The 16,330-nt window shown below is 55.3% G+C and carries 20 protein-coding genes; all 20 read right to left on the bottom strand.

Features of this window, described 5'->3' with window-relative positions; translation table 11 throughout:
- Positions 1–343: 343 nt before the first annotated feature.
- Positions 344–1,717, bottom strand: a complete 1,374-nt coding sequence (locus tag ONB24_14480; protein ID MDZ7317316.1) for a glycoside hydrolase family 27 protein — start codon at positions 1,715–1,717, stop codon at positions 344–346.
- A 40-nt stretch (positions 1,718–1,757) separates the two neighbouring features.
- Positions 1,758–2,645 (bottom strand): hypothetical protein, encoded by an 888-nt coding sequence (locus tag ONB24_14475; protein ID MDZ7317315.1) that lies wholly within the window; start codon positions 2,643–2,645, stop codon positions 1,758–1,760.
- Positions 2,642–3,001 carry a phosphoribosyl-AMP cyclohydrolase gene (gene hisI, locus ONB24_14470; GenBank protein MDZ7317314.1) on the bottom strand — a complete coding sequence of 120 codons (360 nt, stop codon included), beginning with the start codon at positions 2,999–3,001 and terminating at the stop codon, positions 2,642–2,644. The genes ONB24_14475 and hisI overlap by 4 nt, the downstream gene beginning before the upstream one ends.
- Positions 2,988–3,746 carry an imidazole glycerol phosphate synthase subunit HisF gene (gene hisF, locus ONB24_14465; GenBank protein MDZ7317313.1) on the bottom strand — a complete coding sequence of 253 codons (759 nt, stop codon included), beginning with the start codon at positions 3,744–3,746 and terminating at the stop codon, positions 2,988–2,990. The genes hisI and hisF overlap by 14 nt, the downstream gene beginning before the upstream one ends.
- Positions 3,736–4,476, bottom strand: a complete 741-nt coding sequence (gene hisA / locus ONB24_14460) for a 1-(5-phosphoribosyl)-5-[(5-phosphoribosylamino)methylideneamino]imidazole-4-carboxamide isomerase (protein ID MDZ7317312.1) — start codon at positions 4,474–4,476, stop codon at positions 3,736–3,738. Before hisA ends, hisF begins: the two co-directional genes overlap by 11 nt.
- A gap of 55 nt (positions 4,477–4,531) precedes the next feature.
- Positions 4,532–5,173 (bottom strand): imidazole glycerol phosphate synthase subunit HisH, encoded by a 642-nt coding sequence (gene hisH / locus ONB24_14455; GenBank protein MDZ7317311.1) that lies wholly within the window; start codon positions 5,171–5,173, stop codon positions 4,532–4,534.
- Entirely contained in the window at positions 5,170–5,760 is a 591-nt protein-coding gene (gene hisB, locus ONB24_14450) for an imidazoleglycerol-phosphate dehydratase HisB (protein MDZ7317310.1), read from the bottom strand. The genes hisH and hisB overlap by 4 nt, the downstream gene beginning before the upstream one ends.
- A gap of 11 nt (positions 5,761–5,771) precedes the next feature.
- Positions 5,772–6,833: a histidinol-phosphate transaminase gene (gene hisC, locus ONB24_14445; protein MDZ7317309.1), complete on the bottom strand. Its 1,062-nt coding sequence runs from the start codon at positions 6,831–6,833 to the stop codon at positions 5,772–5,774.
- The gene (gene hisD, locus ONB24_14440) at positions 6,830–8,113 is read right to left on the bottom strand and encodes a histidinol dehydrogenase (GenBank protein MDZ7317308.1); all 1,284 of its coding nucleotides are present in this window, start codon (positions 8,111–8,113) and stop codon (positions 6,830–6,832) included. The genes hisC and hisD overlap by 4 nt, the downstream gene beginning before the upstream one ends.
- 9 nt (positions 8,114–8,122) lie before the next feature.
- Positions 8,123–9,019, bottom strand: coding sequence for an ATP phosphoribosyltransferase (hisG, locus tag ONB24_14435; GenBank protein MDZ7317307.1), 897 nt, complete (start codon positions 9,017–9,019; stop codon positions 8,123–8,125).
- 149 nt (positions 9,020–9,168) lie between these two features.
- A complete protein-coding gene (locus ONB24_14430) occupies positions 9,169–10,158 on the bottom strand; it encodes an ROK family protein (protein ID MDZ7317306.1) in 990 nt (329 codons plus the stop codon).
- 167 nt (positions 10,159–10,325) lie between these two features.
- A complete protein-coding gene (locus ONB24_14425) occupies positions 10,326–11,084 on the bottom strand; it encodes a nucleotidyltransferase family protein (GenBank protein MDZ7317305.1) in 759 nt (252 codons plus the stop codon).
- 30 nt (positions 11,085–11,114) lie between these two features.
- Positions 11,115–11,417 carry a hypothetical protein gene (locus tag ONB24_14420; GenBank protein ID MDZ7317304.1) on the bottom strand — a complete coding sequence of 101 codons (303 nt, stop codon included), beginning with the start codon at positions 11,415–11,417 and terminating at the stop codon, positions 11,115–11,117.
- An 8-nt stretch (positions 11,418–11,425) separates the two neighbouring features.
- Complete coding sequence (gene def, locus ONB24_14415; GenBank protein ID MDZ7317303.1) at positions 11,426–12,016, bottom strand: peptide deformylase; 591 nt, start codon at positions 12,014–12,016, stop codon at positions 11,426–11,428.
- On the bottom strand, positions 12,016–12,510 hold the full coding sequence (locus tag ONB24_14410) for an acyl-CoA thioesterase (protein ID MDZ7317302.1): 495 nt from the start codon (positions 12,508–12,510) through the stop codon (positions 12,016–12,018). The genes def and ONB24_14410 overlap by 1 nt, the downstream gene beginning before the upstream one ends.
- Complete coding sequence (gene lipA / locus ONB24_14405) at positions 12,495–13,373, bottom strand: lipoyl synthase (protein ID MDZ7317301.1); 879 nt, start codon at positions 13,371–13,373, stop codon at positions 12,495–12,497. The genes ONB24_14410 and lipA overlap by 16 nt, the downstream gene beginning before the upstream one ends.
- Positions 13,358–14,050, bottom strand: coding sequence for an FAD-dependent thymidylate synthase (gene thyX / locus ONB24_14400; protein ID MDZ7317300.1), 693 nt, complete (start codon positions 14,048–14,050; stop codon positions 13,358–13,360). The genes lipA and thyX overlap by 16 nt, the downstream gene beginning before the upstream one ends.
- A gap of 23 nt (positions 14,051–14,073) precedes the next feature.
- The gene (locus tag ONB24_14395; protein MDZ7317299.1) at positions 14,074–15,267 is read right to left on the bottom strand and encodes an FprA family A-type flavoprotein; all 1,194 of its coding nucleotides are present in this window, start codon (positions 15,265–15,267) and stop codon (positions 14,074–14,076) included.
- Between the two features lie 9 nt (positions 15,268–15,276).
- The gene (gene nifU / locus ONB24_14390) at positions 15,277–15,678 is read right to left on the bottom strand and encodes a Fe-S cluster assembly scaffold protein NifU (GenBank protein MDZ7317298.1); all 402 of its coding nucleotides are present in this window, start codon (positions 15,676–15,678) and stop codon (positions 15,277–15,279) included.
- Between the two features lie 5 nt (positions 15,679–15,683).
- Positions 15,684–16,330, bottom strand: a 647-nt coding sequence (locus ONB24_14385; protein ID MDZ7317297.1) for an aminotransferase class V-fold PLP-dependent enzyme, incomplete at its 5' end; no start/stop codon positions are given.

Below are 16,330 nucleotides of genomic sequence, written 5' to 3'. Positions count from 1 at the left end.
TCCCGCCCCCCGTTTGACAACTGGTCGCAGCGCCGGGGGCATCCCGCGTCAAAATAAAACCAATCGGAAAGCATTTCTCACGCCCTTATACCTGTTACACTTTGAAAAACAAATCCCCTGTACTTATAGTCCCCCGAAAACTACACGTCCCTATGCACCTGCTCCCGTAACCTTCTTCCTTCTCCGGTCTTCCTTCCGCTTCGGACCTTCGACTTTGGACTTTCGACCTTCGACCTAGGACTTTCGACTTCTTCCCTTCTCCCTTCTCCCTTCTTCCCTTCTCCCTTCTCCCTTCTTCCCTTCTCCCCTCTCCCCTCTCCATTCTCCCCCTTCCCAATCACCGTCACTTTTTCTCGATTCTATACAACCCGCTGCCGTGCGGAGGCAATTCGACGCTGAACAGGCTGTGAAAAGAACCCAAATCTTTCTGAGCCCAAAGATCGCGGACTGTACATTCGCCCGATAACCCGAGGGCATCCCAGCCGATCGAGATCGTACGCGGTTCGTGATCATCGATATTGAACAAAGCAACATAGCGCGCATCGGAATTTTCGGCCTCGGCAGCCCAGGCGATCAGCGGATCGTTGCGGTAAATTTGCCGAGGGTTACGGCCTGCTTGGTTGACCGCCAAAGCTTCGGCGTTGGTAATCAGTTTCAGCGAAAAATCGTCGGTCTCGGGCAGGTGGCCGCCGAACATGAGCGGCGAGCGAAAGATGCACCACAAGGTCATCAGCGTCTGCTTTTCCACGTCGCTGAAGCGCGAATACTCGTTGGTGATTTCTTCAGCCGTTTTCCCCATGTGATGGGCGACGTAATCGTCCGGCCCGGTCTTGCGCAGCTTGCCGAGCGGCAGCATGTCGGCGTCCGGCCAGCCGCCGGGGATTGCCGCCCCTTCCCACAGTTTGCATAGTTCGAACTGGCGGTAGAGAAACTTCCAGTCGTCCCAAAAATCGCCCGAGATGCGCCACAGCTGCGCGTGTCGGCGCAGATGCTCGAGCCGATCGCGCGGCGCCGGACCGGGCGACAAACTGAGGACGATCGGCCGACCGCAGGTTTTGAGAGCATTCGACAAACCTTCGATTTCCGCCGCGTGATAGGGACTGGACATGTCGTCTGCCTTGATGTAATCCACACCCCACTCGGCGTACAGTCGGGCAATGGAATTGTAATAGGCCTGACCGCCCGGATGATTCATATCAATGCCGATCAACCCGTCGTACCAGATGCAGGTGTCAGTAGGAGCAATGACTTGAGCAGCTCGAAAGTCGGTACCGAAAATCGGCGTATTCCGCTCGACCGCCTGCCGAGGAATGCCGCGCATGATGTGAATGCCGAATTTGAGCCCCTTGGCATGAATATAGTCGGCCAGCGGTTTGAAGCCTTTGCCGTCCGCAGCCGACGGGAATTTGCGCGGGTCTGGAATCAACCGCCCGTATTCGTCGATGAGCTGCGGAGGGTTATCGTTTTTGAAGGTATGGATGGTCCGTTCCGGGCTCAGATACCATCCCAAATCGATGACGATGTATTCCCATCCGTACGGCTTTAGATGCTCGGCCATAAGCTCGACGTTGGCCTTGACCTGCTCTTCGGTGACATCCGAGCCGAAACAGTCCCAGCTGTTCCATCCCATGGGCGGCCTCTGAGCGAGTATCGTCGGCCTTGATTTTTGACACGCCGGCAAGACCATCAACAAGAGCGCAATGATCATCAAACGCATAGGCTCCCTCCGATAAAATGAAGGCTGATGAGTATAACTTTTAAGGCGCATTCTGCCGGTCGGAGTTTTGGCGCAGTTCCTTCAACTCTTCCGGACTGCGCTTCCAAATGTAATAAATCAGAAAAACATGGCCTCGCAAAGGCCGAAGCGCACCGCGGGCGTTGGGCACCAGCGGATTTTCTTCCACCATCAGCACAACCTTTTTGTCGAATTCTTCCAGTGAAAGCGCCCGACTGATGTCGATTTCGAAATCGCGCATCCAAATGTTTCCATCCATGGACATACGGACATAAAACGGACCGGCCAGCCTGCGGAAATGCTGATGCACCTTGTCAAAGTCATCTGTAGTGTCCAGTACATAGACCTCCGTGTCCGCATCATAGGTCTTTCTCTCGCGTTCCGCGTATTTTTCCACGGGAATTGCATTTGGATAGCAATAAACGCCGAGCCGTCTCTTGAGCATTCGGAAAATTTCCATTTCCTTGTTCGGATCGGCTGATGCACTTGCATCCTGGACAAAAAACAGGTTGATTCGCGTCGGCCTTAAATCGTCGGCAAGTTTAGTAATGTTTTCGGAAAAGATTTCGATGCGTGAGGCGGGTTGGTCATTGATGCGCGAGAATTCGAAGCGGCAATATCGGTTTTTTTCCATGCTCGGCGCATTGCAGAGCGCGCGGTAATGCTGAACGACGCGGGCAAACGGATCTGCGGTCAATCGCGAAACCACCGTCACCTTGGCATTGGGAAATTTGTTTTTTTCTGCTTCGGTCAAGCGAAGGCCTGCCTCCTCATCTCCTCTGCTACCCGGATAGACAAAGCTGCCCATGTTTTCGACTATAAAAGCCGCATCGGCGTTAACCGGCGCCGTCAAAAGGCATTGAAAAAGAATTGCCCACAGAAGGCGGCGATTTCGCTTTTTGAGGTTCATTTCTCCCATTCGGCAAGTCGCCAGGAAAAGCAGCTGCGTTTATTGGTATGACAAGTTGGGCCGTAAGCTTTTGCCGTGACCAAAAGCGCGTCGCCGTCACAATCGGCTTTGAGATCGACCAGCTCGAGGAAATTTCCCGAGGTCTCGCCTTTTGTCCAATAAACCTGCCGCGATCGGCTCCAGAAAGTGACCTTTTTCTTCTCCAGGGTCATGCGCAGACTCTCGCGGTTCATGTAGCCAAGCATCAGGACGGCGCCGTCGCCTGCATCCTGAATAATAGCCGGAATCAGGCCGTTCGCATCGAATTTCAATCGTTCGGTAAAAGCGTCGAGCGTCAGTTGTTCAATATCGGACATGAATATCGTTCTCCTGCAGTGCTTTTTTAACATCGCGAATGGAATTGCTGCGGTAATGAAAGATCGATGCGGCCAGCGCGGCGTCGGCGCAGCCTTGTTTAAAGACCTGCACAAAATGCTCTACGGCGCCGCAGCCGCCCGAAGCAATCACCGGAATGGAAACGGCCGTGGCGATGGTGCGGGTTAGTTCGATGTCGTAGCCGGCCTGCGTTCCGTCGCGGTCCATGGAGGTCAGCAGGATTTCTCCGGCGCCTAATGATTCGGCCTGCTGCGCCCACTCGAGCGCATCGAGCTCGGTCGCCGTTCTGCCGCCGTAAATATGCACGCGCCAATGAGTGTCGTCCCATCTTTTTGCGTCGATGGCCACCACCGTTGCTTGGGCGCCGAACCGTTCGGAGCATTGGCGAATAAGCTCCGGATTGAGCACGGCCGCAGTGTTCATCGTCACTTTATCGGCGCCGCTCTTGAGCAGCAGTTGGGCGTCCTTTACGGTACGCACGCCGCCGCCGACCGTCAACGGCATGAACACCTGCTCGGCGGTGCGACGAACCACGTCCAACATAATGTTGCGCCGCTCATAAGAGGCCGTAATGTCCAAGAACACCAGTTCGTCGGCGCCCTGCTCGTCATAATAGCGCGCCTGCTCGACCGGATCGCCGGCATCGGCCAAATTAAGGAACTGAATGCCTTTGACTACGCGGCCGTCCTTGACGTCCAGACAAGGAATGATTCTTTTAGCCAACATAAACTTTCTGAAACTCGTTGATCAAATCGCTCAACTGCAATCTTTTTTCATACAGCGCCGTGCCGACGATCGCCCCTTCGATCAACGGATTATGCAGAGCCGCCAGCTCGGCAAAATGCCGACGTTCGGAAAAGCCGCCCGAGGCGATGACCTTCAAACCGGTCTGCCGCGCCAAGCTGTCGGCGGCGGCCAGATTCGGACCCGACAGCAGGCCGTCGCGGCCGACATCCGTGTAGATGATGCGCTCCACGCCCAGAGAGCGCATCCGCTTTGCCGTAGCAAACAGATCCGCATCGGTCTGCTCCTCCCACCCTTTGACGGCCACTTTGTTCTGTTTGGCATCGAGGCCGACGACGACGCGCTCGACGCCAAAGCGCGCCAGACTCTCCTCGATCAGTTCGGGTTTCTCGAGCGCGGCGGTGCCGAAAATGACTCGGTGCACACCCGCTTCCAGCCGGCGCGCCGCGTCCTCCAGGCTGCGAATGCCGCCGCCCAGCTGCACAGGGATGGTAACAGCCTTCAGGATTGCTTCGATCGCCGCCGTATTGACCTCCGGCCTGCCGAAAGCGCCGTCCAAATCCACCACATGGAGAAAAACAGCACCGGCTTCCTGCCATTGCCGCGCCGTCTCGGCGGGATTCGTGCTGTACACCTTGGCCGACTTTTCCGCTCCCTGCTTGAGCCGAACCGCAGCACCGTTCAGTAGATCAATTGCCGGAAAAATGATCATGCCTTGCTTTTTCCAATTTTTTACGACTTTTCGCCGGTTTTCAGGTTTTGCCGCTTTACGGCAAAAGACCGCTTTCAACTCCCTCGGCGGATGTCGGGGTCAATGCAACAAAATTTTTCAGCACCTGCAGTCCCAGCTTTTGCGACTTTTCCGGATGAAACTGTACACCGAACAAGTTGCCGCGCCGGACGGCCACGGCGATTTCACCGCCGTAATCGGTTACACCGACAACGCATTCTTTTTCCGCCGGATCAACATAAAAAGAGTGGGCAAAATAGAAATAAGCGCCGTCAGGAACCTCTTTCCAAAGCGGGCTCGCGCCGGTTTGCCGCACGGCATTCCACCCCAAGTGCGGCGCTTTTACGCCCGACGGCAGTCGCCGCACCGTACCGCACAGCAGGCCCAAGCCTTCGGCGCCGGGACTTTCTTCGCTTAGTTCGAACAGCATCTGCATGCCCAGGCAGATGCCGAGAAACGGCCTGCCCGTCTCTACATAACGGCGAATGGCGGAATAGAAACCGAGCCGCTGTAGTGATTCAGCGGCTTTGCCGAACGCACCGACGCCGGGAAAGATCACCTTTTCAGCGCGAGCCAGATCGTCAGGAGCCTGCGTAACAGCGACCGCCGCGCCGCACTTTTCCACGGCCTTTTGTACGCTGTGCAGATTGCCGGCACCGTAATCGATGATCACAATCACGCCAAAACTCCCTTTGTGGAAGGAACGTCGTGCAGGCGATCGTCGAGCGACACGGCCTGACGCAGGGCGCGAGCCGTTGCTTTGATCATCGCTTCGGCGGCGTGATGCTGATTGCGTCCGTACAGCAGCTCGACGTGCAGGGTAATGCGCGCATTCACTGCCAATGACCGCAGAAACTCTTCCAACAGCTCGCCCTCAAACTCGCCGATTTTTTGCCAGGACAGGGCGCAGGCAAAATGGAGGAACGGTCTACCCGAAATATCGACAACCGCTCGAGCTAAAGCCTCGTCCATCGGACAATAGGCATGGCCGAACCGTCGAATGCCGCGACAATCGCCCAGCGCCTCGGCTACGGCTTTGCCCAACACAATGCCGACATCTTCTACCGTATGATGTCCGTCGATGTGCAAATCGCCCTGCGCTTCGAGTTTGAGGTCGAACGCCGCATGCTTGGCCAAGGCGCTCAGCAGATGATCAAAAAATCCGATGCCGGTACTGACGCGGGCCTCGCCTTGGCCGTCCAGATTCAGTTCCACCGAAATGTCGGTTTCAGCCGTTTTTCGCGCAACCTTGGCTTGTCTGAGCATCAATATGCCTTTTATCCCTCCAAAACAGATTTCAAAACAGAGAGGAACAAATCGTTCTCCTCCCGCAAGCCCACCGTAACCCGCACGCAGCCGCTCAAAAGCGGATAACTGCCGACGTCGCGCACCAGAACGCCGCGCTCCTTGAGAGCGAGAAAAAGATTTAAATTGGTCTGCGGTTTGAGCAGCAAAAAATTGGCCTTCGAAGGATAAACGAGCAATTGTTTGAATCGACACAGCTCCTGATAAAGTCGTTCGCGCTCTTGAAGAATATAGTCGATGCGCTGCAGCATCTCTTTTTCGCTGTCGAGCAGCCGCAGCGCCGCAGCTTCGGTAAACAGATTAATATTATAGGGAAGGTTGACTTTGCGCAGTTCGGCAATGACCTCGGCGGCCGCAATGAAATAGCCGAAACGCAGTCCGGCAAAGCTGAAGGCTTTGGAAAAGGTCCGCGAAACGATCAAATTGCGGCAGACCGGCAGCAGGTCCACGGCGGTTTGATCGGTAAACTCGGCATAAGCCTCATCGAACAGCACCAAGCCTTCCGCAGCAAAGCAAATCTCTCGAACATGCGCGAGTTCGATCTCCTCGCCGGTGGGATTGTTGGGCGAGCAAAGGTAGACCAGTTTGGGTCGCAGGCGGCGAATCGCCTCGAGTACGCGATCGAGCGGATAAGGTTCGCCCGGCGGCTTGGGCACCGTTATGGAACGGCCGCCGTAAACGGCCGTATAGAGCTCGTACAATGAAAAGGTCGGCACGGTATAAACGACCGTCTCGTTCGGCTCTAGCGCTGCGGTGAGCAGAGTTTGAAACAGCTGGTTGGAGCCGTTTCCCAGCAAAATATTCTCGGCGCCGAGCCCATGCCGCTCGCCTAGTTTTTGCGCAAGAAGCGGCGATTCATTGACCGGATAGCGGTTCCAGGATAACTCGACCGCTTTTTCCGCCAATTCCCGCTTGATTTTCATCGGGACGTCGAATGGACTCTCGTTTTGATTGAGTTTGACGCGGAAATTTTGTTGCGGCGGCGAAACATAGCCCGGCATGGAAAGAACCGCCGCTTTGAACCAGGAACTCACGTCAGCCTCCGCCGAACTGCTGCAGCGTGCGCATCCAAGCCCTCGGCAAGGGCAAAGCGTTCGATCTTTTCACCGTGCTTTCGCAGCGCCTCCGCAGAATAAGCAACCAGACTGCTGGTTTTGACAAAATCTTCGACTCGCAAAGGCGAAAAAAAGCGCGCCGAGCCGTTGGTGGGCAGGACATGATTGGGGCCTGCCCAATAGTCGCCGACCGCTTCGGGCGAATAATGGCCGAGAAAGATCGCTCCGGCATGACGGATCAAGGGCAAAAGCTCCCATGGTTTTTCGACATGCAGACCCAAATGCTCCGGCGCCAGGCGGTTGCTGATCTCGGCGCATTCCTCCAGCGATCGGCACAGGATGATGCCGCCGTATTGTCTCAGCGCTTCATTGACTACGGCTTTGCGGCTGAGCCGAGCGCATTGACGATCGATCTCGGCGGCCGTCTGCTCGGCGAGAACGGCCGAGTCGGTCACCAAAACCGCCGAGGCCAGAGGGTCGTGTTCAGCCTGAGCCAGCAGGTCGGCGGCGACGAAACAAGGATCCGCCGAATCATCCGCAATGATCAGCACCTCGCTGGGGCCGGCAACCATGTCGATGCCGCATTGGCCGTAGAGCATTTTTTTGGCCGTGGCGACGTAAATATTGCCCGGGCCGACGATCTTGTCGACGCGCGGCACACTCTGCGTGCCGTACGCCAACGCCGCAATCGCCTGCGCGCCGCCGATGCGAAAGACATGACGGATGCCGAGCTCAAAAGCCGTCGCCAAAATCAAGGCGTTGGTCTTTCCCTGTGTGTTGCACGGCGTAGCGACAACGATCTCTTTGACGCCGGCCGTCTGCGCGGGTACCGCGCCCATCAACAGCGAGGAGGGATAGGCGGCGCGGCCGCCCGGCACGTAGATGCCGACGCGTTCCAGCGGCAACACCCGCTGTCCCAATACGACGCCGTCTTGCTCCCACGTCAGCCATGATTGCGGCATGCCGCGCTCGTGAAAGCGGCGAATGTTGTCGCGCGCTTCGCGAATGACCGCCAATAATTGCGGGTCCGTCGAGCGATGCGCCTGCTCCAGCTCTTCCACCGCAATCTGCAAAGGAAAGCGGTGATAATCGACGCCGTCGAATCGTTTGCCGAATTCGAAAAGCGCCGCATCCCCCTCCTGCTTCACAGCCGTCAGAATCGCCGTGACCCGTCTTTCCACCTCATCGGCGACGCCGCTGCGCCGAGATTCGAAACGCGCCAGAAATCCTGCAATCTGCTCTCCGGTGATAATCTCCATAGCGGCCGCCTAATAAACGACTTTGTTGAGGGGATATTCGATGATGTCCTGCGCCCCGGCGCGTTTGAGCGCCGGAATCAGTCGACGCACGCTGTTCTCGTCGACAACGATCTCGACAGCCACCCAATCCTCACCGTAAAGGTACGAAACGGTCGGCTTTTTCATCGCCGGCAGCTGCGACATCAAGCCGTCGAGTTTCTCTTTCGGCAGGTTCATCTTTAAACCGACCTTGCCTTCCGACTGCAGCGCCGCCTGCAGCATCAAGTTAAAGTTTTCGATCTTTTCGCGCTTTTGCGGATCGGCCCAGCTATTTTTGTTGGCGATCAAAACCGTGCGCGATTCCAGCAGCGTTTCGACGATGCGCAGATTGTTGGCCCGCAGCGAACTGCCGGTCTCGGTTACGTCCACGATGGCATCCACCAGCGTCGGCGCCTTGACTTCGGTCGCTCCCCAGGAAAATTCAACCTCCGCCGTAACGCCGTGCTTTTGGAGCCAGTCCCGGGTCAAATTGACGATCTCAGTGGCAATGCGTTTGCCCTGCAGATCGCGGACGCTTTGAATGTCGGAATCATTCGGAACCGCCAGCACCCAGCGCACCGGACGATTGGTCTGCTTGGAGTAACTCAGCGTCGAAACTTCAACGACATCGGCGCGATTTTCCAGCACCCAATCCTGGCCGGTCAAGCCAATGTCGAATACGCCGTCCTCGACGTAGCGCGCAATCTCCTGCGCGCGAATGAGAATGGCGGCAATTTCTTCATCTTCGATCGAGGGAAAATAGGATCGTTCGCTGACGGTAAAATGATAACCGGCTTTTGCCAGCAAACGGAAAGTCGATTCCTGCAGGCTGCCTTTCGGCAGACCGATCTTGAGAACAGTAGGCGGCATGTCAACGAAATGTTTCATTTTCCTCCCATTGGTTGCATAAAACAAAAAAGCCTGCCGAGGATCGGAAGGCTTTTTTTTGAGACTCATTTATAAAGCTACAGGCCTCCCGAAGAGTCCGTAGAAACCAAGTAATTGTGATGAGAATGACGGGCGACCATAAAGTAAGCTCAGAATATTTTAAAGCGATAGAACCGCTTCTTGGATTTAAAGTACATTTCCGCTGCCAAGATGATGGCGCCGATAAAGCCGGCATCGTTGCCGAGCGTGGCGCGGACGATCTTGAGATCCTTGAGCGTCGGCTTCATGGCCTTGCTGAACACATTCTCTCTGATCTTGGCGATAAACTCCTCTCCGGCTTCGGCAACACCGCCGCCAATGACGATGATTTCCGGATTGAAAATGTTCGCCAAGCTTGCAAAGCCGGTACCTAAATAATCGACGGTTACATCGATCGCCTGCTGCGCTTCCTTTTCGCCGGCCGCTGCATTGGCAAAGATCGTCACCGTCGAAACATCTTTCGGCAACTTTTTTCCGTTTGCTTCCAATATCTCGGCGTAATGGCGGACCATTGCCGGTGCGGAAGCGTATTGCTCAAAACACCCTCTGCTGCCGCAATTGCACGGCAGGCCGTTGTGAACGATCGCCATGTGGCCGATTTCACCCGCAGTATAATTCTTTCCGCGATACAGCTCGCCGTCAATGAGAATGCCGCCGCCGATGCCGGTGCCCAGCGTAGCGCAGATGACGTTCTTGCCGCCCTCGGCAGCGCCGTGACGCGCTTCGGCAAAAGCCATGATATTCGCGTCATTGTCGGCCCAAACCGGGATGGAAAACTCGGCCTCCAATTGCGCCCGAATGTCGGCGTTCTCCCAATGCTGAATGTTCGGCGTGCTGCCGATCAGCCGGCCGTTTTCGAAATCGATGGCCCCCGGACTGCCGACGCCGATGGCCGCCAATACGCCCTTGTGCTTATCCGCTACGCCCAACAGCTCGTGGACGGCTTCGAACATCACTTTAAAAACTTCCTGCTGCGATTGATCCGCTCGACTCGGCCTTTTGCCCTTGTAGATCACTGTCCCGTTCTGGTTGCCGATGGCATACTTGAGAAAAGTCCCGCCCAGATCCAGTCCCGCGAAAAACAATTTCCTGTTGATCATCGCGTCTCAATCCTTTTCTGTGGTTTTCTTAGCGTGAAAATAATGCTTTTGCAGTATAAAGCAAAGAATTTTTTTTAACATTTTGATTTTTTTCTGGTCCGGCATGAACCGACCATTTCCCCGAGCCCGCCAAGATCTCGGATTCGAAAGTGCGGCATGGCGGTCATTCAAACTTTAAGCGGCTGTTCGGCAAATTCGCGCAGGACCTGCTCATAGGTCGCAAGTGTGCCGATATCCCACGCCGGTTCTTCCAGCACAAAAGCAAAAGTCGGAACGCGCGAATAGAGATAGTGAATGAAATGTCCCGGCGCATCCGGATTGCCGCCCTCACTCAGATATTTTGGGTATAGCGCGACGTGCTCGCGGCGATGAAGGTACAGCGCCGGGCAAACATACTTGGATTTCGGCTGAGGCGGTTTTTCCTCAAAACCCGTCACGCGGCCGGTAGAGTCGAATTCAATGACGCCGCGTTTGGTCAATCGCTCCGGATCCTTTTCCACCTGCGCCGCCACCACATCTCCCCCGCAGGCTCTAAAGAGCGAATAGAATCCGTCCAACGGCGTACGGTAGACGTTGTCTCCGGCCGCCACGAGCAGATCGTCGTCGATGCCCCTTTTCTCAACTGCCAATACAATGTCGGCAATCGCCCCCAGGCGCGTCTCATTGCTTGTCGTGCCGTCGTTGATCACGCTCAATTTGAAGCGATCGTACCTTGCGGACGCTTCATCCGCCCAACCTTCGAAATGCGAGATGAACTTGGCGTTGGTTACGATGACGATCTCATCCAGTTCGGGAAAGGCGATAAAACGGTCGAGCAGATGCTCTACGATCGGTTTGCCGGCGATCGGCAGAAGCGGTTTGGGTGTATGCAGCGTCAAAGGGTAAAGACGGGTGGCATACCCGGCGGCAAGGATGACGGCTTTCATGATCGGCGGTTTGGGTTGATCAATTAAACTTTACAAGATGAGCGAATAGGTGTTGTCCGCGCTCTTTTGAATGGTCACTTTTTGTCCGAAACGCGGCTGATAGAGCGCAGCGTATTTTGCCAAATCCAACCGGTATTCGATGACATTCTTGCGCGTGCCGGGACGAGGCACCTGGTGCAGCCTTATTTCAGCTTTTACCGATTGCCCGTTCAGAGTAAGGTCGAACGGCACGCCGGGTTTGGGGAAAAGAGCAAGCTTTTCTTTGGAGATGATGATAAATCGTTTTTGCGCTTCCTCGCCGGAAAGCCTGCGCGAAAAAGTCTCTTCAGCCATATCAATCCTCATGTCAGCACGGCAGCGGTTCGGTCGAACTGAATGATTTCTTGTTTGCGATGATATTTGTCACGAAAAACCTTTTGCACTTCGCTTAATGTGGTCGGCTTGCCCCGCAGCTTTTCTTCGACGATCTCGGATTCGACCCATGATAACGTCGAAAGGTCGGCACGATCGATGAACAAAATGCCGTTAAGATGATCGATTTCGTGCTGTAAAATAACCGCCAACAGCCCGGTTGCCTTAATTTCGATCGGCTTTCCATTCCTGTCCAGAGCTTTGACGATGACCTTTTCATAGCGCGGTACCATGGCGTGAAGACCCGGAAGACTGAGGCAGCCTTCGTAATCGCTCTTGCGGCTCAGGCTGTGGCCGACAATCTTGGGATTGATCAGCACGTACTCTTGTTGTCGGTCTGTACACACCAAAATCTGTTGCGCAACATTCACCTGTGTTGCGGCAAGGCCGACGCCGTCTTCCTTGTACATCGTTTCGAGCATATCGTCGATGAACTTTTGATCGATTTGGTCAACCGCGACCTCTTTCGCCTTTTCTCTGAGCGTAGGATGACCATAACGAATGACCTGCAGTAGAGCCACTATTCCTTCTCCATTTGTTCTCTTTTACGTTTTTCGCGTCTTTCTCCTGCCTGAAGCCATAAAAGCTTTTCTTCTTCGGTCTCGGGTACCAGCTCGGGCACTTTCGTCGGGCGGCACTTATCATCCAAACCGACGAGCACAAACGTGGCCGTGCCGGCAAATTCGATGGTATCGTTATAGGTGTCTTCGTCGTACAAATCGACTTTGACCTCCATCGAAGTATTGAACGAACGCGTCGCCACGGCAACGATTTTAGCGACATGACCGATGCGGATCGGCTTCTTGAAACGCAGCGATTCGACCAAAACCGTATTGACTCTCAAATTCGTATGCCGACGGGCACAGATGGATGCCGCCATATCCATCCAGTCCATGATGTAGCCGCCGTAACCGGTGCCCAGCGTGTTGGCGTCGAGCGGCCGCACAATGCGGCTGATCTCGGTTCTGCTTTGTGAAGGCGTTTTTTTAGGCAGCGGTTTTACCGGCTCTTCCATAACTGCTCCTCGGCGTGATAAGAGCTTCTCACCAATGGTCCGCACTCTGCATGCTCAAACCCGATTTGCCGAGCGACCTGGGCAATCTCGTCAAACTCTTGCGGCGAAATATAGCGCTCAACCGGCAAGTGGCTTTTGGACGGCTGTAAATACTGCCCTACCGTCACCATGCGGCATCCGGCGGCATGGAGATCGTGCAGTACATCGATGACTTCTTGTAAAGTCTCACCCAAGCCGACCATCAACCCCGACTTGGCGCGCAGACCGGCCGCAGCCGCCTTTTGCAGCACTGCCAGCGATCGCGCATAATCCGCCTGCGGCCGCACCTGCGGATAGAGCCGCGGCACCGTCTCCAAATTATGATTCAAAACATCGGGTCGAGCGGCAAAGACTTTATTCAGCGCCTGTTCTTCGCCTCTAAAGTCGGGAATCAACACTTCGATCAGGCATTCAGGACTGCGCAGTCGAATTTCTCGAATGACGGCGGCAAACTGCTCCGCACCGCCGTCCGGCAAATCATCCCGCGTCACCGAGGTGATGACGGCGTAACGCAGGGCCAAGGCCGCGACGGCTTCCGCAACGCGCCGCGGCTCATCTGCATCCGGCGGCTGAGGCCGTCCGCTCTCAACGGCGCAAAATCGGCAATTGCGCGTACAGACGTCGCCGAGGATCATCATGGTCGCCGTGCCGCGGCTCCAGCATTCGCCCAAATTGGGGCATTGCGCGCTTTGGCAGACCGTATGCAGACCGTGGCGCGTCACCAGCGACTTGACCCGAGTGTAATGCTCTCCGCCAGGCAGCCGAATTTTCAGCCAGTGCGGCTTGGGCGGCACCGCTGCCTCTTGAGCTATGCCTCGATCCACTTTTCTCCCTTGATTTTATATTTGATGAACGCCTCGTGCGACCAAGGCATCTTGGCCTGAAAAATCTCTGCAATCACCTCGGCATATTGACGGATTTCGAATTGCGCGTGCTCGTCCGTTCGGAGCTTGAGAAAATTCATCAACGATCGGCAGTTGATGGTCCAATAGAATTGCGTATAGAGCGAAAGCGGCAACACGATGCGCGCGTGTTCTTTAGCTACGCCGTTCGCCAACAGCTCCTGATACAGCTCATAAGCGGCCGCATAGCTCTGCGCGATCTTGGCTTTCAGCGCACTATTGAGAGGCTCGGACACCGTTTCGTATTGATAATTACGGGACTTTTGCGTCCGCAAAACCTCCGGCAGGCAAAACTCTTCTTTCATTTCGCTGTAGCGGCCGGAGATCTCGTTATAGCTGGCGATGCGATGCCGAAACCACTGCCTGGCGACAAAAATCGGACATTTGATATGAAATTTGAACACCGAATGCTCAAAAGGCGTTTCATGGCCGTTGGCCAGGAGAAAAAAGATCAGCTTTCTATCCCGCTCGTCGTGCGTTGCCTCACGGCCGAAAGATACGCGCGCCGCCTGCGCCACCGATTCGTCCCCGCCCATAAAATCGACCAGCCGCACAAAACCGTTGTCGAGAACGGGAAAGGTCGTTTCGTTGTCGTTCATGCTTCTCCTGTTTATGGCAAAGTTTATTCTTTGACCCGCAATTGACGGCCGAGCTCGGCGCCGAAGCGTACACACTGTTCCAGTTCTTCCGCACTCGGCACCAGCATGGCGCGCAACGGTTCGAGCGGCAGTTTGAGCTTCATGGCCGCCAATCTGCTTTGAATCAGCTCCGTCGCTTCCCCGCTCCACGCGTAGGAACCAAAACACGCCGCCACTTTGCCCTTTATGTCGATGGTCGTCAGACTGTTGAGCACATCCCAAATCGGCTTGACGGCATCGTTGTTGATGGTCGGCGAGCCTAAGATGAGAGCGTCGGCCCGTTCGATCTTTTCGATATAGGGAGCTAGGTTGAGATTCAGCGCATCATACAGCTCCACCTCGACACCTTCGCTGCGCAGGCCTTGCGCCACCGCTTCGGCCATACGTTCGGTGTTGCCGTGGGCAGAAGCGTAAAAGATCAGCGCTTGCGGCGTGGGGTTGGGCGGCAGCGGCGCGCTCCATTGCCGATACGCGGCAAAATATTTCTCCACGTCGCGCCGAATGATCGGTCCGTGCGAAGGAGCAATCAACTTGATGGAAAATTCGGACAGCTTTTCCAATGCGGAATGGACGTTTTTTCGGAACGGCCGCATGATGCTTTCGAAATAGTACTGAAAATCGGGCCATACGTCGCGGGGAATCAAGTCGTCGAACATGCGGCTGTCGCAAAAATGGGCGCCGAACAGATCACAGGAAAAGAGAACACCCTCATCAGCCAGAACGGTCATCATCGTATCCGGCCAATGGATAAAAGGCGCGGGCAGAAAGGTGAGCGTTCGTTTGCCCAGCGACAGCGTTTCGCGATTGCCGACGGTGCGCATCCGCACCTCGCGGTTGAGGGTGTTGGCAACATATTTGGCTGCGGCTTTGGCGCAGACGACTTCCGCCTGCGGCGCCGCCGCGAGAAGAGCCTCCAAGCTTCCGCCGTGATCGGGTTCGGTATGCTGGACAATGACATAATCGATCCGTTTGGGATCGACCAGCTCGCTGATATGTTCTAGATAGCCTTCGCTAAATTTCCCTTTGACCGTGTCGATCACGGCAACCTTTTCATCCAAGATCAAATAGCTGTTGTACGTCGTACCGTTTTTTGTCGTCATAATAATGTCGAACACCCGTAAATCCGGATGCAGGGCGCCGACCCAGTAGAGGTTGTCGAGAACTGCAAAAGGCTTCATGAGAGGTCGCTATTCCTCCTGTTTAAGTGTCTGCTGCTTTTTTAAATAGTCCTCAATGGCCGCTTTGAGAGCTTGTTCGGCCAATACGGAACAGTGCCGCTTGACTTTCGGCAGTCCGCCCAAAGCTTCCATCACGGCTTTGTTGGAAATTTCGAGCGCTTTCGATACTGCCTTGCCTTTGACCATCTCGGTCACCATAGAGCTGGTGGCGATCGCTGCGCCGCATCCGAAAGTCTTGAATTTGGCGTCCACGATCACCCCGTCCACAACGCGGATCGTCAGCTTCATCACGTCGCCGCATGCGGGATTGCCGACTACACCGACGCCGTCTGCATCCTCAATGACGCCGACGTTGCGCGGATGCTCATAGTGCTCCATTACCTTTTCGGTATATTGATCCCAAACGTCCATGGCTTTTAATCTTTATCGTCAGAGTCCGTCCACTGCACGCGGTCGATGTCGATTCCCTCCTTGGCCATATCGTAAAGCGGCGACATTTCGCGCAGCCTCTTTACACCGCTTTCGAGAAGATCGAGTAAAAGATCAACATGCGCTTCCGTGTTGCACTTGCCCAATCCGAAACGGATCGAAGAATGCGCCAAATGGTCGGGAACGCCGATGGCGCGCAACACATAAGAGCTCTTGAGCGACGAAGAGGTACAGGCAGAACCGCTGGACAAGGCCACAGGGCTGCAGGCCATCAGCAAAGCTTCGCCTTCCACATAGGCAAAAGAATAATTGAGATTGTTGGGCAGACGGTGAATGGGGTGCCCGTTGAGCTTGACGTCGCTGATTCGTTTTTCGATGCCTTCCTGCAGCCGATTCCGCAAAGCAAGAAGACGCGCGCTTTCCTTTTCCAGATCGCGTTTGGCAATCTCTGCCGCTTTGCCCAAGCCGACGATTCCTGGGACATTCAAGGTTCCCGAACGCATTCCGTGCTCATGCCCGCCGCCGTCGATCAGAGGCGTCAACTTGATGCCTTTGCGGACATAGAGGGCGCCGATACCTTTGGGGCCGTAAATTTTATGGCCCGAAATAGCCAAAAGATCGATTTCCAGTTTCC

The organism is candidate division KSB1 bacterium, assembly GCA_034505495.1.
GTDB lineage: Bacteria > Zhuqueibacterota > Zhuqueibacteria > Residuimicrobiales > Krinioviventaceae > Fontimicrobium_A.
Note: the sequence above shows the minus strand (reverse complement) of the source record. Positions and strands in the feature narration are given on the sequence as shown.

What these genes read in the sequence shown, in the direction of transcription:
- ONB24_14480 (MDZ7317316.1), bottom strand. Translation starts at nt 1,717, where the DNA reads ATGCGTTTGATGATCATTGCGCTCTTGTTGATGGTCTTGCCGGCGTGT.
- ONB24_14475 (MDZ7317315.1), bottom strand. Translation starts at nt 2,645, where the DNA reads ATGAACCTCAAAAAGCGAAATCGCCGCCTTCTGTGGGCAATTCTTTTT.
- hisI (MDZ7317314.1), bottom strand. Translation starts at nt 3,001, where the DNA reads ATGTCCGATATTGAACAACTGACGCTCGACGCTTTTACCGAACGATTG.
- hisF (MDZ7317313.1), bottom strand. Translation starts at nt 3,746, where the DNA reads ATGTTGGCTAAAAGAATCATTCCTTGTCTGGACGTCAAGGACGGCCGC.
- hisA (MDZ7317312.1), bottom strand. Translation starts at nt 4,476, where the DNA reads ATGATCATTTTTCCGGCAATTGATCTACTGAACGGTGCTGCGGTTCGG.
- hisB (MDZ7317310.1), bottom strand. Translation starts at nt 5,760, where the DNA reads ATGCTCAGACAAGCCAAGGTTGCGCGAAAAACGGCTGAAACCGACATT.
- hisD (MDZ7317308.1), bottom strand. Translation starts at nt 8,113, where the DNA reads ATGGAGATTATCACCGGAGAGCAGATTGCAGGATTTCTGGCGCGTTTC.
- hisG (MDZ7317307.1), bottom strand. Translation starts at nt 9,019, where the DNA reads ATGAAACATTTCGTTGACATGCCGCCTACTGTTCTCAAGATCGGTCTG.
- ONB24_14430 (MDZ7317306.1), bottom strand. Translation starts at nt 10,158, where the DNA reads ATGATCAACAGGAAATTGTTTTTCGCGGGACTGGATCTGGGCGGGACT.
- ONB24_14425 (MDZ7317305.1), bottom strand. Translation starts at nt 11,084, where the DNA reads ATGAAAGCCGTCATCCTTGCCGCCGGGTATGCCACCCGTCTTTACCCT.
- ONB24_14420 (MDZ7317304.1), bottom strand. Translation starts at nt 11,417, where the DNA reads ATGGCTGAAGAGACTTTTTCGCGCAGGCTTTCCGGCGAGGAAGCGCAA.
- ONB24_14410 (MDZ7317302.1), bottom strand. Translation starts at nt 12,510, where the DNA reads ATGGAAGAGCCGGTAAAACCGCTGCCTAAAAAAACGCCTTCACAAAGC.
- thyX (MDZ7317300.1), bottom strand. Translation starts at nt 14,050, where the DNA reads ATGAACGACAACGAAACGACCTTTCCCGTTCTCGACAACGGTTTTGTG.
- ONB24_14395 (MDZ7317299.1), bottom strand. Translation starts at nt 15,267, where the DNA reads ATGAAGCCTTTTGCAGTTCTCGACAACCTCTACTGGGTCGGCGCCCTG.
- nifU (MDZ7317298.1), bottom strand. Translation starts at nt 15,678, where the DNA reads ATGGACGTTTGGGATCAATATACCGAAAAGGTAATGGAGCACTATGAG.